This is a genomic window from Pseudothermotoga sp., assembly GCA_025060105.1.
Classification (GTDB): Bacteria; Thermotogota; Thermotogae; order Thermotogales; family DSM-5069; genus Pseudothermotoga_A.
In genome coordinates this window covers 65,273-81,526 of sequence record JANXCS010000008.1, presented here as the reverse complement: position 1 = coordinate 81,526, position 16,254 = coordinate 65,273, and the positions used below count along the sequence as shown (strand labels likewise).

The 16,254-nt window shown below is 44.4% G+C and carries 13 protein-coding genes; 7 read left to right on the top strand and 6 right to left on the bottom strand.

Features of this window, described 5'->3' with window-relative positions; genetic code table 11:
- Positions 1-3 precede the first annotated feature (3 nt).
- Genes cysS through NZ875_08225 form a run of 3 tightly spaced genes read right to left on the bottom strand, consistent with a single transcriptional unit; the run spans position 4 to position 3,453 of the window.
- A complete protein-coding gene (cysS, locus tag NZ875_08235) occupies positions 4-1,398 on the bottom strand; it encodes a cysteine--tRNA ligase (GenBank protein ID MCS7175721.1) in 1,395 nt (464 codons plus the stop codon).
- Positions 1,398-2,816, bottom strand: a complete 1,419-nt coding sequence (gltX, locus tag NZ875_08230; GenBank protein MCS7175720.1) for a glutamate--tRNA ligase — start codon at positions 2,814-2,816, stop codon at positions 1,398-1,400. Before gltX ends, cysS begins: the two co-directional genes overlap by 1 nt.
- Positions 2,817-2,829: 13 nt before the next feature.
- Positions 2,830-3,453, bottom strand: coding sequence for an N-glycosylase/DNA lyase (locus NZ875_08225; GenBank protein ID MCS7175719.1), 624 nt, complete (start codon positions 3,451-3,453; stop codon positions 2,830-2,832).
- A gap of 76 nt (positions 3,454-3,529) precedes the next feature.
- Between NZ875_08225 and NZ875_08220 the strand changes: the two genes are divergently transcribed.
- Positions 3,530-3,946 carry a transcriptional repressor gene (locus NZ875_08220; GenBank protein ID MCS7175718.1) on the top strand — a complete coding sequence of 139 codons (417 nt, stop codon included), beginning with the start codon at positions 3,530-3,532 and terminating at the stop codon, positions 3,944-3,946.
- Here the strand turns inward: NZ875_08220 and infB are convergent, their stop codons facing one another.
- On the bottom strand, positions 3,947-5,968 hold the full coding sequence (gene infB / locus NZ875_08215) for a translation initiation factor IF-2 (protein MCS7175717.1): 2,022 nt from the start codon (positions 5,966-5,968) through the stop codon (positions 3,947-3,949).
- 120 nt (positions 5,969-6,088) lie between these two features.
- Between infB and NZ875_08210 the strand changes: the two genes are divergently transcribed.
- On the top strand, positions 6,089-7,093 hold the full coding sequence (locus NZ875_08210; protein ID MCS7175716.1) for an SIS domain-containing protein: 1,005 nt from the start codon (positions 6,089-6,091) through the stop codon (positions 7,091-7,093).
- On the opposite strand, the gene NZ875_08205 is transcribed toward NZ875_08210, so the two are convergent.
- Both NZ875_08205 and NZ875_08200 read right to left on the bottom strand, forming a co-directional pair.
- Positions 7,077-8,417 (bottom strand): radical SAM protein, encoded by a 1,341-nt coding sequence (locus tag NZ875_08205; GenBank protein ID MCS7175715.1) that lies wholly within the window; start codon positions 8,415-8,417, stop codon positions 7,077-7,079. The two genes, NZ875_08210 and NZ875_08205, sit on opposite strands and share 17 nt — an antisense overlap.
- Positions 8,408-9,172 carry a type III pantothenate kinase gene (locus NZ875_08200; protein MCS7175714.1) on the bottom strand — a complete coding sequence of 255 codons (765 nt, stop codon included), beginning with the start codon at positions 9,170-9,172 and terminating at the stop codon, positions 8,408-8,410. Before NZ875_08200 ends, NZ875_08205 begins: the two co-directional genes overlap by 10 nt.
- Before the next feature lie 51 nt (positions 9,173-9,223).
- Here NZ875_08200 and NZ875_08195 point away from each other — a divergent pair, with 51 nt between their 5' ends.
- The 5 genes from NZ875_08195 to NZ875_08175 are packed head-to-tail and all read left to right on the top strand — an operon-like array spanning position 9,224 to position 16,186.
- Positions 9,224-9,901 (top strand): DUF554 domain-containing protein, encoded by a 678-nt coding sequence (locus NZ875_08195; protein MCS7175713.1) that lies wholly within the window; start codon positions 9,224-9,226, stop codon positions 9,899-9,901.
- Between the two features lie 13 nt (positions 9,902-9,914).
- A complete protein-coding gene (locus NZ875_08190) occupies positions 9,915-12,989 on the top strand; it encodes an O-antigen ligase family protein (GenBank protein MCS7175712.1) in 3,075 nt (1,024 codons plus the stop codon).
- Positions 12,986-13,516 carry an ATP-dependent protease subunit HslV gene (gene hslV / locus NZ875_08185; protein MCS7175711.1) on the top strand — a complete coding sequence of 177 codons (531 nt, stop codon included), beginning with the start codon at positions 12,986-12,988 and terminating at the stop codon, positions 13,514-13,516. The genes NZ875_08190 and hslV overlap by 4 nt, the downstream gene beginning before the upstream one ends.
- Before the next feature lie 22 nt (positions 13,517-13,538).
- On the top strand, positions 13,539-14,927 hold the full coding sequence (hslU, locus tag NZ875_08180) for an ATP-dependent protease ATPase subunit HslU (protein ID MCS7175710.1): 1,389 nt from the start codon (positions 13,539-13,541) through the stop codon (positions 14,925-14,927).
- A gap of 11 nt (positions 14,928-14,938) precedes the next feature.
- Entirely contained in the window at positions 14,939-16,186 is a 1,248-nt protein-coding gene (locus NZ875_08175) for a sugar ABC transporter permease (protein MCS7175709.1), read from the top strand.
- Positions 16,187-16,254: the final 68 nt, after the last annotated feature.

Here is a 16,254-nt window from a genome sequence, read left to right as displayed (position 1 = left end):
TGCTCATACCTCCTCAATGAAGGAATAAGTCGAGCCGTCGAGATTGTCACGGATCTCCACACCAAGATCCTTCAGTCTCTTCCTCGCTTCATCAGCCAGATCATACAATTTTCTTCGCCTCAACTCATTTCGCAATTCGAGAATCAACTGTATGAACGGATCAACGTCGATGTTCAATGGTTGAGTTCCAGCTTCGAACAAGCCCAGTACCGGGCAAAATTCCCTTCTTAAAAGGTGATAGACCTTCAAAGCTTGTCTTTCTCTAGATTCATCGATGAGTTTGTTCAACTCCGCTACTAGGTCAAAAATCTGGGCGATCGCTCTCGGTGTGTTGAAGTCATCATCTAAGGCTTCCGTGAACCTCTGCCTCTGTTCGTTCATCCAACCATCGTTTGGAGGAACAGGGATGGAGGGAAACTTCGATTCAAGTCTCTTGAAACTCTCGTTGATCCTCTTTGCAGCTTTAGTGCTCGCTTCCAAAGCTTCTATGGAAAAGTCTATGGGACTTCTGTAGTGCTTAGAGAGAAAGTACAGTTTCAAACCATCAGCGCCGAACCGTTTGAGTGCCTCTCTCAAGACGAAAATGTTGCCCAAAGATTTGCTCATCTTGTCTCCGGAGACTCTCACCAGTGCGTTGTGAAGCCAATAACGAACGAACTGTTTACCCGTGAGCGCTTCACTCTGCACCTTTTCGTTTTCGTGGTGGGGAAAGATGAGATCTTCTCCACCTGCATGAATGTCTAAAGTGGAACCCAAAAGTTTAGTTGACATGATAGTGCATTCTATATGCCAACCGGGTCTTCCCTTACCCCATGGACTATCCCAAGCAGGTTCTCCCGGTTTGGCTGCCTTCCAGAGTGCAAAATCGAGAGGGAATCTCTTTTTCTCACTGACTTCAACCCTCGCACCAGCGATCATCTCATCTAGGCTGCGATGGGAAAGTTCTCCGTACTTTGGAAAGCTCTTCACGTCGAAATAAACGTCCCCATCGGAGATGTACGCATGTCCTTTCTTTATCAACAATTCTATCGCTCTCACGATTTCTGGTATGAAATCGGATGTTTTGGGAGCAAAATTGGGAGCCCTCACACCAAGAGCTGCAGCATCTCTCCAATACTCTTGAATGAAAGTTTCCGCAACTTGCTTGTAGTCAACACCCCATTCGTCAGCGCGTTTTAAGATCTTATCATCTATGTCGGTGAAATTCTGTACCATGAGCACGCGATAACCTTTGTACTCAAAGTATCTTCTAAGAGCATCGAACACAACCATTGGTCTGGCATTTCCAACGTGTATGAGCCCGTACACGGTGGGACCACAGACGTACATCCTCACCGTTCCCGGTTCGATCGGTTCAAACCTTTCGAGTTGACCTGTCAAGGTGTTTCTGAGAAGCATCATTCTACCCCCAATGCTTTCTTGATTCTAGATGCGGTTTCTAACGCTCCAAGTATTGTTACAATATCCACCAATTCTGGTCCCTCGTTTTTACCTGTTAGAGCCTTTCTGAGGGCCATGTAGAAATCTTTAGCGTTCAGCTTCAATTGTTTGACCACTTCACGGAACACAGCCACGAGTTGCTCTTTCGAGAGCTCACCATTTCTTTCTAACCTGAGCGCGCACTCAAGCAATCCTTGACGAACTTGTTCATCGACTTCTACGATTACTTCAGGTCTGACGAAGAAGAAATCTGCAAGCTCTGTGAATTCTTCGAGCGTGTGCAGACGATCTCGAACTGAGAGCAACACACGCTCGAGCCAATCTCTATTTTTGTAAGTCCATTTTCTTGCTTCTATGTAGGGAATCAACAACTCTACAATCCTCTGAACGGTAGACTTTCTTATGTAATGTCCGTTCATCCATTTCAATTTCCCGGGGTCGAATATGGCCGGATTTTTGCTGACACGATCTATGGAAAACTTCTCTATCATTTCGTCCATTGACATTATTTCTTGAGCGTCAGGAGGAGACCAACCAAGCAGTGCAAGATAGTTCACCACTGCTTCTGGTAGGTATCCTCTCGCACGGAATTCTTCGACTGAGGTTGCACCATGACGTTTACTCAATTTCTTTCCATCTGGTCCTAAGATCATCGATACGTGACCGATTTGAGGGGGTTCAACACCGAAAGCTTCGTACAGAGCCAGTTGCTTAACGGTGTTCGGTAAATGATCGTCCCCCCTTATCACATGGGTTATCTTCATGAGCATATCATCAACAACACATGCGAAGTTGTACGTTGGCATACCGTTGCTCCTAAGCAGTACAAAATCACCAACGGATCCCTCGCTGAACACCACTTGACCCTTTATGAGATCGTTGTGAACGATCGTCTTTCTCGGCATCGAAAAGTATATGACTGGTTGCAAACCTTTCTCTTCATACTCTCTGATCCTCTCTTTCGTTGCGAATCGCTCGAACATCTCACGCGTATAGTGTGGCGGTAAGTTTTTGCTCAAGAGTTCTTCTCTCAATCTTTCTATCTCCTCTGGATACGCGTAGACCTTGTAAGCTTTATTCTCGCTGACCAGCTTTTCAGCGTACTCTTTGTAAATCTGCAGTCTCTCACTCTGCCTGTAAGGACCATAGGCTCCTCCGACGTCTGGTCCCTCATCCCAATCGATACCGAGCCATCGGAGAGAATCCATCAAGTTTCTCTCAAAGATACGTTCTGAGCGAGCGATGTCGGTGTCTTCTATTCTGAGGACAAAAATTCCTTTGAACCGCTTCGCAAAAAGATAATTGAACAAAGCTGTTCTCGCTCCTCCAACGTGGAGAAATCCCGTTGGACTGGGTGCAAACCTAACTCTCACCATCGGCGTATGCCTCCTACTTTTCCACAGTTTTCTTCACAAAATACCAAAGGTACAGATCGAACTTCCCGACTGACTCCCCAAAATGATCAGCCTCTTGTTTGAGCAATCCCTCTAGATTCAGATACCTTTGTTTTGTGAGCGCTTTCGGCAGAGAATCGATCAATCCATACCGTACCATCAGTGACAACACGTGTCTGTCCAATATCGCAAGCTCTTCGATGCCTGTGTTCCTCAAAAAATGACTGGCCTCTTTGTAACCGATTCCCCAAACATTTTTTACCAGCCATTCTCGAGCTTGTAAAGGGGGTAGAGATAATAAGGACCTGAGACGACCCACAATCCACCTGTTCTTCACGATGTAAGATGCCCTAGCTTTTGGATAACGATGGTGTAGTTTCACCAGTATTTGAGTTAATTTTTCCTCGTCCATGTTGACAAAACCTTCGGTACCTATCAATCGTTGTGCTTCAATACCACCTTTAGCACTCCAGTTCGCAGTGAGTATACAAAAGCAAAGTTCACTGTAGAGTTGTTCCTCAGAGCCGTTCTTTCCGAGATCTTGGAACTGCTTGAACCTTGCTTCCACCAAAGGGGCTGCTTCGTGTCTTATTGTTTCAACAGCCTCTGCGAGTCTTATTTCATGACACCTCCAACTCGATTATAAATCACGAGACCAATGAAAACGGTGTTATAATTTTTGAGGAGGTTGTAAAATGACAACGAGTCAAATTGCTGATCTGCTCAGGTCCAAAGGTTTGAAGGTGACACCACAAAGAGTTGAGATCATAAGGTTTTTGCAGACCAACAGAGTTCATCCCACAGCTCAGCAGATATACGAACACGTTTTGCGCAAAGTTGGTAGTGTTTCTTTCACGACGATATACAACACAATACATGTACTTGAACAAATGGGCCAAATAAGGAAAATTCCCATCACCGAGACTACCACAATTTTCGATGTGGACACATCAGACCACGGTCACTTCGTTTGTGAAGTGTGTGGAACCGTGCACGATGTATCATACAATGTCTCTCTGCAAACTCCTGGTTTGATCAAGAGGACCGATCTCATCGTCCACGGAATCTGTGAAAAGTGCTTGGCGAGCTTTCAAGAAGGTAAAGGATCTTGATCAAAGAGTTCTCTTGATTTCTTTGATCTGGTAAAATTCCAGTTCATCACCCTCTTGAAAGTCTGTTCTAGATTTGAACTTTATACCACATTCCTGCGGTGCTTCTATCTGGTTTACGTCTTCTTTGAAGTGTTTCAGACTATCGATCTCATCTGTAAAAAGCAAGACACCATTCCTGTAGACTTTGACTTTGCTGTCTCGAGTCACTTTTCCTTCCAACATTTGAATTCCTGCAACCTTCCCCACTCTTTTTATTTCGAAGACCTTCTTTATCTCTCCACGTCCCACCAGTTCCTCGATTATTTGTGGTTTGAGCATACCTTCCATCGCAAGTTTCAAACTGTCGATGAGATCGTATATGATCTCGTAGGTTTTCACCTGTACTCCTTCAGATTCTGCCACCCTTCGAGCTTGCGATTCGACCTTGACTCTAAAACCAATCACAACACCGTCACAGGTTGAGGCAAGCATGATGTCGCTTTCCGTCACTGGACCGACACCGGCGTGCACAACGTTGACTTTTATTTCTTCAGATTTCAACGATTCCACCGCACTCTGGAGTGCACTGAGGGAACCAACTGTATCTGCTTTCAATACGAGGTTCAGTTCTTTCTTTTCTTTCTCTTCCATCATCTTCAAAAGTTCTTCGAGTGTCACGCGACGCTTGGCTCGTTTTTCTTTCTCGAGACGATTGCGAATTTCTTCACTGATTTGCCTTGCAATTTCGAGATTTTCCACAGCATAGATCGTGTAGCGCGGATCAGGCAACTCTTCGAAGCCAACGATCATAACAGGTTGAGAAGGTTCGGCAGCTTTGATGTGTCTGCCTTTGTCATCAATCAGCGTTCGTACCTTGGTGTGAATGGGACCTGACACGACATAGTCACCGATTTTCAGTATGCCATCTTTCACTATCACGTTGGCAACTGGACCCAGACCACGTTCAACTTTCGATTCTATGACAACGCACCTTGCCGGCCCTTTTGGATAGCACTTGATCCCTTTCATGTCTGCCACCAGGAGAATCATTTCGAGTAGATCATCTATACCTTGTCCCGTTCTCGCAGATATCGGTACAACAATCGTGTCGCCACCCCAATCTTCCGGTATTAAATTGAGTTTCGACACAAGCTGTTGTTTCGTCATCTCAACGTTCGCGTTTGGCTTGTCTATTTTGTTTATTGCCACGATCACAGGAACATTGGCAGCCTTGGCATGGTTGTATGCCTCTATCGTTTGTGGCATCACACCATCATCTGCCGCGACGACCAAAACCACGATGTCCGTTGCTTGAGCGCCTCTGGCGCGCATCTCAGTGAAGAGTTCATGACCGGGTGTATCGATGAAGGTTATCTTCCTGCCATTGTGAGTTATTTGATACGCACCTATCGACTGGGTTATGCCACCAGCTTCCTGTTCAGCAATACGTGTTTTTCTGATTTTGTCTAGTAAAGTTGTTTTGCCGTGGTCCACGTGCCCCATCACAGTCACAACGGGGGGTCTCGGTGAAAGTTCATTCGCCCGTTTAGTGTACAGCTCTTCAAAATACTTCTCGATCTGTTGCAATTTACTCTCCTCAACGCTCACATGCTCAGTCTTCATCTCTTGCTGGATTCTCAATCTGTAGCCGTGCATTTTTGCAATTTCTCTAGCCGTTTTTTCATCGAGTTTTTGGTTCGGTTTGAGGACGACTCCTTTCATGAACATGTCCTGGATAATTTTGTTGAGGGGAACACCCATTTTGAGAGCGAGCGTGTTGATTTGAAGTTCTTCTGGGGTCACGACTATCTCTTCTATGACTTCTTCCTCGACGTCTTCTTCCTTCTTTGATCTCGCAACAGGTTTCGTCTTTTCAACATCTTCCTCTTCCTCGAAGAGTTCCAACAACAGCTTGACGGTCTCTTCGTCTATATAACTCATGTGGTTCTTGACATCGAGGCCGAGTTCCTCGAGCTCTTGAAGCAATTCCTTCGTGGACATGTTCAATTTTTTTGCAAGTTCATAGACTCTCAACCTCGGCACACACATCACCCCTTCGAGTCGCATATATTTTACACAATGTGTTTGCCTTTTTGCTGAACTGATTCTGAATTGATGTGTTATAAAATGATTGTACATAATAACAGAGGAGGTCAGATGTCGATGTCAATCTTTGCCCAAGACTACTTAGAGCAACCCCGAGTGGTTCGTGAGTTACTTGATCATGCAGAGGAGATCAGATCGAAAGCGAGTTTCTATAAACCTAAAAATGTACTGATACTTGGGATGGGAGCTTCTCACTACGCGGGGCTCTATGCAACTGTTTATGCGAGCAATTTTGGTTTGAATTGCAGATGTGAAGAACTTTCGGAAGTACTATGGTACTGGGATGAAAAATGCTTCGATTTTTATGATTTGTTCGTGTTTGTTTCACAATCTGGCGAAACGGTGGAACTGAAAAAGTTCCTCGAGAATTGGTCCAAGCTGAAGAAAAAATCCATTCTTGTTACGAACAATCCCAACAGTTCCGTTGCCAAATTTTTAGGGATGGATGCAGTTTTCTTGATACACGCAGGCCAAGAGAGAGCGATGGGCTCTACCAAGACGTTCACCAACAGCATAGTGACTCTGCTTTTGATCCTTTCAAAATGGTTAGATCGAAAACTCGATTTAGCAGGTATCGATGAGCACTTAGAATATGCGCTTCAATTGGACCTTCAAAACTATATTGAGACAGCCAACGTGAGTCATCAGTTGATTCTGGTTGGTAGAGGTTTCACTGTACCGATTCTCAGGATGGCTCAGCTGACCTTGGCCGAAGTTGCAAGGTACAACTGTTCTTGGTACAGTGGAGGAGGTTTCCGCCATGGAGCCATGGAGCTTTTGGTTAGTGGAGCGATGACGACTCTTGTTCATTTACGTGGCAAGACCGAACGCATAACTGAGAAGATGTTTCAAGAACTCTGTCGTTTCGACAAGACTTGGTTGATCACGAACGTGGAGATGGACGCTCAAAGGAAGATCAGTTTAAAGGCAGGTTTGAGCGAAGAGATCGCTCCAATACCGTGTATAGTTGTTTTCCAAAGGTTAGCTAACGAATTGGCTCAAAAGCGAGGCTATCCAAGCGGAGTAGGTATGATCGCTTCGAAAGTCACGAGTGAAGAATAGGAGACCTTCCATGAGCTAGATCTTTTAACTTCTGAACCGTTGTTATGTGCATCCCCGCCTTCCACCAGTATGGCAATATGGTGTTGTTGAGCATGATGGGATCGATGTCTGGTTGAATCCGATTGGTTTGGATCAGTTCGAACCAATCTCTGGTTCCGGGTATGGGGGTATATTCATTCAGAGAGATCGAGATACCAGCTTTTTTGCAAGTTTCAATGGCGTTGATCACATCGTGTTCACTCTGTCCGGGCATGTTCACCATGACGTAAGCTTGCACTTCTTTCGATGTGAAACCAACAGAAAGGAGTAATCGTGCTGCTTTAAGAATTTCTTCATCGTACACTTTTCCACCCGTTTTCAGTTGTAACGGACCGGATGTTTCGTAACCCAGTTTTATTGTCACAAAATTTGCTTTTTTCATGAGAAAAGCGAGTTCTTCATCGATGAGCCTTGCATGAATTCCGTTGGGAAGATGATACCTAACGTCGAGCTTCGCTTCTATCAATCGGTGGAGTAATGGTTTGAAATGGTTTTCTTTGTCTATCAATATCGCGTCGTCGAAGAACACCACATCCTTCACACCGAACATGTTCACATACTTACGAACCATCTCGACGATTTTTTCTGGTGTTCTTCGAGTCCACTTTCCGTAGAGCGCTGGCGTCAGGCAATAGCTACAATTGTACACACAACCCAGTGAAGTGAAAAACACTAAATAGCCAACTCTCTGGTACAAACCGTAAGCTGGATCGAATCTTTCGAACCAATCGTGTAGATCATCGTTGAAATCTTCGTCAAAAAGGAACGACAGCAACTCATTTAATTTCGAAAGATCATGGCTAAAGATGATGTCCGCCCCACTGTATTTACTTGCGTGTTCGGGATAGATGCGTGCGTATAAACCCCCGAGTATCACCGGTACTCTGGGAAACATTTCTTTGAGCAGCTGTATCGTTTGCTGAACACCAGGCCACCAATAAGTCATCGATGATGTAACAAAGAACGCTGCAGGTTCCTTGATCTTTTGAAGTTTGTGGATGAAGAATTCTTTCGGGGCACCGTAACGTTTGTATTTCCTCGGCACGAACGACAGTTGAGATGGCTTGGGAATTTCAACAGAATAGAACTTTCCTGTGCCGTATTGTTTGTCAGGTTTCAATTTCAAGAACAGGCTCAACTCTGGATCGTGTCTGTTCAAAAGATCGATCAGCACGACATCAAAGCCGTAGTGGAGCAGTACGGAACCTACGTACAACAACCCGACAGGTTTCAACCAAAAGTCGTAAGCAGCAAAATCACAGATCCATGGATTGATCAAAACGATCGTTCTGTTTCTCGCCAGAATCTGAACATCCCCTTCAAAGTTAAATCTGGTTCAAAAAAATCGTGTTTAACGAGTTTGTCTAAAACTTTACTTTGACCTCCCGTGAGGAAAACCACAGGATGTTTATCGTAAAAAGATTTTATCTCTTTGACCAGACCGTTCAAAGCCCACGCTGTACCTTTCACCACACCAATCCGAATGTTTTCGGCTGTGTCTTTTCCAACACAGTTTGAAGGTACATAGAGGTCCACTTGTGGAAGTTTGGCGGTCTTTTCGAACAAACTGTGAGCTGCCGTCATCAAACCCGGCATGATGACCCCACCTTCATAGTTCCCATCTTTAATCACGTCTATGGTGATCGCCGTTCCAGCGTCTATGACGATTGAGTCTGGGTGATCAAAAGCAACGGCAAAAACATTAGCTACACGATCTGCACCTATTTCCGAAGGGTTCTTCACGTTCCATTTGATCTTCGCCCCATTACAAGCCTCTACCCATACGCACCGCAAGCCGAAGTATTTTTCAATGAACCTTTGAAAAACGTAGTTCAGTGAAGGAACCACCGATGCTATGACTGCACCTTCGAACTGTGGCAAACCACCAATCTGTCGCTCGAACAGAACTGACGTGATGGCGAAGAGTTCATCTTCTGTTCCAAATCTCTGTGTAGAGAATCTCCATTTTTGAAAATTGCTCCCATCCTTAGAAATACCCAACACCGTGTGTGTGTTTCCGACATCGAACAGTATAACCATCACCTCACCTCCAACGGATATATAATAAAACTCGAAAGGAGGTGCCTCAAAATTCATCCTTCAGTTCTTGTAAACTCGGTGTGCGTGGCGTTGGGTTCTTGCTTTGGAATGGCTTTAGGTAAGACGATACCGGATGGATTAAAAAAAGTGCTGTTTCAAGCGGTTGGCTTGACGACGATCGGAGTTGGAGTGAAGATGACGCTAGATACGTCGAACTTCATCGTAGTTTTGCTCGCCCTTGGGTTCGGTGCGATCGTGGGAGAATCGATCGACATTGAAGAAAAACTCTCGAAAATTGGCAAATTCTCTAAAGATTCAGTTAAATTTGCGAAAGGTTTTGTTACCGCAACCATCCTCTTTTTGGTGGGTCCAATGACCATAGTGGGTTCGATCAGGGCTGGTTTGTTGAACGACGGTACTTTGATATATGTTAAATCTGTGTTGGACCTCATCTCGTCGATCGTGTTGGCGTCCCTTTATGGTATCGGAGTTCTGTTGACAAGCGTTGTGGTTCTTGTTGTTCAAGGTGGTATGGTTTTGCTCGCATCACAGCTTTCTTTTCTGACGAACAGCACATATTTGGCTAACTTCACTGGTGTCGGAGGCCTGATAGTACTGGCCATAGGGGTGAGGCTTCTCGAGTTGAGGGATATAAAGGTGGGAAACTTATTGCCTGCGTTGCTGGTTTCACCCCTAATAGATTATCTAGCAAAGTATCTGGTCAAGTGAAAGGAGGAAGACGGTGAAAAGATTCGAAGAAGCACTGTTGCACGTAGGTATAATTGTCGTTGCGTTGCTTGCGAACAGGAGTATAACCTATGAATTCAGTGTGCCTAAATATGCTGCGATAACAGCTTTCACATTACTTTTGATCGTTGTGCTCCTGCTCCAGTGGTCAAAAAAGAACAAATTTGAGCTAGAATTCTACGCACCTTTCACGGGTCTTCTCTGGTTCGTATTCTCATTGATCGCTTTGTTATCAACAATCTACGTTTTTCGGGTTAACAGGTATTACTTCAAATACTCCATCATGGATGCTTTATACATTTTGCTGACAGCGTTCATGGCTTTTTACTTTTCAAACAGAATCATCAAGAAAGGTTCTATTACGAGGTTACTCCTCACTTTTCTTGCCGCAGGCATGGTCATAGCCATGGACGGTTTGATCAATTTCTACACGGGAACGAGTATGTTCTTCGGTGTGATCGGTAATCCGTTCGATAGGACGACCATAAAATCGAGCGTTGGCAACGTTATATTCGTGACCAACTATCTCGTCATGCTTTTACCTGTGAGCCTTTACTTCGTGGTTTCGAACGATTATGGCTGGGAGAATGCGAAGAAAAAAGATTACATTCTGACCAAGATCTTCTCAACTGTTTACTTTCTTCTCGCATTGGTCGTAACGGCCATAGGTCAGACACGCTCTGAATACATCGCACTCATCACCATGATTTTTATTTTCATCTTGTTTTATGCGATTTACTGGAAGAGAAAAGAGCAAGAGAACAATCAGTTAGCCGAGCAACTCAAGCGTTTCAACAAGATTGTCATCATTTCGCTTGCGGTTTTGTCCGCGATCGTGTTGGTCGTTTACAATACAGACAATCCTTTGACGGTAAAAGGTACCGTTTCGATAGTTGAAAGATTCGCTCCAGAGGTGTTCGCTTCCAACGCTGAAGAAAGAATCCTCGCTTGGCTTTCTGCAGTTGAACAATGGAAGATGAGCAAATTGATAGGCACAGGAATAGGTACCTACCAGATCTACGCTATAGAAGGTCTTGCCAGGGCTATGGAAAAACATCCACGCTTTGTGTACGTATGGAACAACTTCAAAAGAACTCACAACGATTATTTTCAAGTTCTGGGTGAGACTGGGATATTGGGATTGGGTGTCATCATTGCATTGTCTATTTTGCTGGCTCTGTACGCGTTGAACCGTTTTAAGAAGTTGCGGAAAAAAGATGATTTTCTCTTGTTCTTGGCTATGAGCATGGGATTTGTGGGTTTCATGATTCAAAGCGTTTTCAGCTTTCCTGCCCATCTTTTACCCAATGGACTTCTTGCCATCTTCTATGCTTCGGTCGCGACTGGCGTCTATTTCAACTCGATTGAGGATGGGTTTCTCATTTGGAAGGTGAAGTTAAGTGGTTTTAAACTCGCCATACTTTTGGTCGCCGTTCTGTTCACTGCTGTATCTACAGCGTATTTGAAATGGAATTACTTCATCTCCGAAGTTTATTTCAAAAACGGAAGTAACTCTTACAATTTCCTCGCGGTGTTGGACGGTGAGAAGAACAAGTTGAAACAACTCGAGAGTGACGTCACGAACAGACTGAAAGAACTGGAGGATCTATCTGGACCGTTTGTTAGTCTGAGGCGGGAAAACTTCAAAGTTGACAATCTCGACCCAATCGAGGTCGAGAAAAGAAGGATAAACCAGATAGCTTCGATAAGAACCAGCCTCATGAGTGATCTAGAAAAAATCAGAAGTGGATTGAGAAACATCGAGCAACTTCAACAACAGCATTACAAACTCGCTGTGGAGAATCTCCTGAGGTCTGTCCGTGTGAATCACACTTACGGTAAATCCTACTTTTACCTAGCTTCCCTCTGTCTTAAAGATGATAGGATCGTTTCTCTGACGAACGCTTTGCGTGAAGGAAACGCATTGGTGCTGAAGCAAAATTTCGATGACTATCAAAAGATCATCGCACCGCAGTACAGAAGCTCAGATCTAGCTTATTTCATCGATTTAAGAGCCTTACTGGATGAAAACGTGCTGGCAAACATGCAAGCACTACTTGATTCCTGCGCGTTGTTTAAAACATCACTTTTGAGTTTCAACGAGAGGAACACTTACAAAGCTCTCGCTTCCAGGTACGCGATGCTTTCTTCCTCAGTTAAACAATTGAAACAACAGCTGGTGCCTTTTTCACAGGATGAAACTGTGAAGGTTGGCTTAGCATACTTGGATGAACTCTTCGCAAAGTACCGTTCCGAGTTCATTCATTGGGCGGAGGCGACCGTTTATCGATTACCTGGTTCATGGAATAGATATCCTGAGTGGAAAAATATAAGCACGACACGTGCCGCTCAAGGTGAAGATATCTACAGATCTCTAGCGGTTATGATGACGATCTTCGAACCGTTAGATAGTGAACATACATTAGAATTCCTAAAGCGATTGGCTTCAAAAGAAGTGTGGGCTTGCGAAGCGATGGCAGCGAAGGGAGTGTGGGCAATTCCAGATGGTGTTGCTCCAATATTACTCGCCGCGGCACAAAAATTACAAAGCAAAGATCCACAAACGGCGAGCGAGATTCTGAAGTTCATGTTAGAAAGGTACAAAACCAGCAGAGAACTCATAATGAAAGAGTTGGGTGAGATAGAACTCAAGAGTGAAATAGATTCTTATTTGAAGGAAATTTCGAAATCGGTGGCCGATTCTCTCATAAAAGAAGCCGTCCCAAGTGTTCGGATAAATACGGTACAAGCGATAATTGAAGGATTCTCAGCTCAGATAGAAACTCAGCTTAAGCAAGCCGATTGGAAGCAAGCCATCAAGAGTGAGATATCAGCCTTCCAAAGGGGTAATTTCAATGTTGCCTACAGTTTGGTTGCCAATTTACCAAACACCATGCTATCGCAGTTACAGAAAATTCTCTCCAATCTGGTCAAAGATCAGAACAAGATCAACCAAATTCTTCAACAGATCTCACAGGTTGCGAACAATGTACCAGAGCGGATTTGGTTGTGGGAGAGATATTCACGATTCATCGCTATCTATGAAACGTTGGAGGAGGTGAGTCAATGAAATGGAGATCGACAACGGTTCTCGTCGTTTCCAGGAACGGAAGAACGGTGATGGCCGGTGACGGGCAGGTGACCTACGGTAACACAGTGCTAAAGCACGGGGCAAGGAAAATAAGGAAGATCGCGGATGGTCAGGTCTTGGCGGGTTTTGCAGGTTCAGTTGCTGATGCGATGGCTTTGTTCGACCGTTTTGAAGCAAAGTTGAGGGAATGGGGAGGAAATTTGTTGAAAGCAGCCGTAGAGTTAGCTAAGGATTGGCGCACAGATCGTATTCTGAGACGCTTGGAAGCGTTGCTGTTAGTGGCTGACCGGAACAATGTGCTTATAATATCTGGTACGGGAGAAGTCGTTCAACCGGACGACAACGTTGCAGCTATAGGCTCTGGAGCACCATATGCACTTGCTGCTGCTAGAGCACTCATCAGGAACACAGACCTTGATGCTAGAACTATAGCGGAAAAATCAATGCAAATCGCAAGTGAGATATGCATATTCACCAACAGTAATATCACGATCGAGGAATTATAAATTCGTAGAGGAGTGAGGCAGAGTGGTGAATTTTGATGAACTCACACCGAAGCAGATCGTCGCAGAACTCGATAAGTACATAGTTGGTCAATATCAAGCCAAGCGCGCTGTCGCTATAGCCATAAGGAATCGCATAAGGAGGCAGAAGTTGCCTGAGAAATGGCAAAAAGAGGTGCTCCCGAAGAACATACTCATGATTGGTCCGACTGGGGTTGGAAAGACAGAGATAGCGAGGAGGCTGGCACAGCTTTCGGGTTCACCATTTCTGAAGGTTGAAGCAACAAGATTCACAGAAATAGGTTATGTTGGTAAAAACGTTGAATCAATGATACGCGATTTGGTGGAGATAAGTGTTAACATGGTCAAGAAAGAGATGATGGAACAAGTCAAAGAGAAAGCCGAAATGATGGTGGAAGAGAGGATCTTGGATGCTCTCGTTCCAGACAGTAAAAAACCTCAATCGGTGGGTCTCATGGGACTTTTCGGTATACAACAGCAACCTCAGCAGAGTTTGGAAGAAAGAAAGTTGATCAGACAAAGGCGTGAAGAGATGAGACAGAAACTGAGGAGTGGTGAGCTCGAGAATGAATTGATTGAGGTTGAGGTGGAAAAAGAGGCCACTCCTTTTATGGGCATCGTAGGTTCTGCAGAGCTTGAGGATCTCGGTATAGATTTAAGTAACATGCTTGGAAATCTGCTGCCGAAGACGAAACAGAGAAAAAGGCTCACAGTTGCTGAGGCTCGTAAAGTTTTGCTGCCCATCGAAGCAGAGAAACTCATAGACATGGACAAAGCTGTTCAAGAAGCGCTCGATAGAGCTCAAAACAGAGGTATCATCTTCATAGACGAACTTGACAAGATAGCCATCAAGTCGTCTGGTGTCGGTCCTGACGTTTCAAGACAGGGTGTTCAAAGAGATTTGCTTCCAATCGTCGAAGGTACCACGATAATGACGAAATATGGACCTGTCAGAACAGATTACATACTTTTCATAGGTTCTGGTGCATTCCACATGAGCAAACCTTCAGACCTCATACCAGAGTTGCAGGGTAGATTCCCAATAAGAGTGGAACTCTCACCGTTAACGCAGAAGGACTTCGTTAGGATCCTCACAGAGCCTGAAAATGCAATTACAAAGCAATATCAAGCGCTCTTAGCGACCGAAGGTGTGGAATTAATCTTCACCCAAGATGGTGTAGAAGAGATAGCCAAGATCGCTTACGATCTCAACCAAAGACTTGAAAATATAGGAGCCAGAAGGTTGTACACCGTGGTGGAGAAGGTTCTCGAAGACGTCGCCTTCGAGGCTCCGGAGGTTTCAGAAAAGAAAATCCTCGTCGATGCGAAGTACGTGAGGGAAAAGATCGGAGCCATAGCTGCCGATGAAGATTTGAGCTCGTACATACTGTGAAGGTGGGCTCAGTGAAGGGTAAAGTTCGAGAAGCAATACTAGCTTATTTGTTTCTAATACCCTCATTCTTGATCTTAGGCACGTTCGTGTTCTGGCCCGTTGCTTTCTCGTTCGTTCTGAGCTTTTTCAGATGGGATTTCAAAAACATGAGGAATCCAGTCTTTGCTGGATTTGAAAACTATAGAGAGATTTTCAGATTCTTTCCACCAATGAGTCACAGCTTTCTTGAAGCTTTACTCTGGACGGTTTTTTTGGTTGCTATGTCCACTTGCTTCGTGATCGCATTGTACAGCATCTTTAGGAGGAACATTTTGCCCTGGTTGTTGCTTTTCACAACTTCTATTGCGTATTTTTTGAATTTCCAACTGGTTCGCATAATTGCAGTTGGCATCTCGATACTGTTGTTAGTGATCACTGTTTCAAAGTTTCACCAGTATATTTCTAAACATTTGTATGGGCTAGTTGCAGCAGCGATTGGTTCGACAACGTTGATGCTCGCGTTTGATGCTCGTTTCTACACGATTGTGAATTTTTTGCTGGAAGGTCGTGACCGAAATTTGTTCATCAAAGCGATGTTCAATACACTTTATTATGTTGTCCTCAGTGTTCCCATCACGATCGCTTTAGCTTTGGCGATCGCGTTGTTGTTGAACACAAACATAAAACTTCGAGCATTCTTCAGAACCGCGTACTTTGTGCCGTTCGTGACATCCATAGTTGCCATTTCACTCGTTTGGAGATGGATCTTTGATGATGCTTACGGTCTTTTGAACTACTTTTTGTCGTTCTTCAACATTCAAAAGATAGCTTGGCTGAAAGATGAACGCTGGACGATACCCACTGTAGCGATAGTGTCCATATGGAGGACTGTGGGTTACGATGCGGTGATCTTCCTTGCAGGATTACAGAGCATAGATCGATCCTACTACGAAGCAGCCGAGGTTGATGGCGCCAGCAGCTGGCAAAAATTTCTCCATATAACTTGGCCACTTCTCAGTCCCACAACGTTCTTTTTGCTCATCGTTTCATTGATAAATGCGTTCAAAGTTTTTACAGAGGTTTATGTTCTTTACAGTGGTTTACCAGGACCATACAACAACAGTGGTCTAACAATGGTTTACTATGTTTTCGATAGATTCTATGTGCAACAGAGAATGGGTATTGCGTGTGCTGCTGCATACGTATTGTTCGCTATAATTTTGATTTTCACATTGATTCAATTCCGTGTGGGTAGAAACGTTGTGGAGTACGTGTCATGAGGTGAAGAAAGTGCGGCGCTTATTTAAGAGTTTTGTGATATATTTTTTGCTCTCTGTAGGGGCAATTG

Coding starts and splice junctions, on each gene's coding strand:
- cysS (MCS7175721.1), bottom strand. CDS start 1,398: ATGCTTCTCAGAAACACCTTGACAGGTCAACTCGAAAGGTTTGAACCG.
- gltX (MCS7175720.1), bottom strand. CDS start 2,816: ATGGTGAGAGTTAGGTTTGCACCCAGTCCAACGGGATTTCTCCACGTT.
- NZ875_08220 (MCS7175718.1), top strand. CDS start 3,530: ATGACAACGAGTCAAATTGCTGATCTGCTCAGGTCCAAAGGTTTGAAG.
- NZ875_08210 (MCS7175716.1), top strand. CDS start 6,089: ATGTCAATCTTTGCCCAAGACTACTTAGAGCAACCCCGAGTGGTTCGT.
- NZ875_08200 (MCS7175714.1), bottom strand. CDS start 9,172: ATGGTTATACTGTTCGATGTCGGAAACACACACACGGTGTTGGGTATT.
- hslV (MCS7175711.1), top strand. CDS start 12,986: ATGAAATGGAGATCGACAACGGTTCTCGTCGTTTCCAGGAACGGAAGA.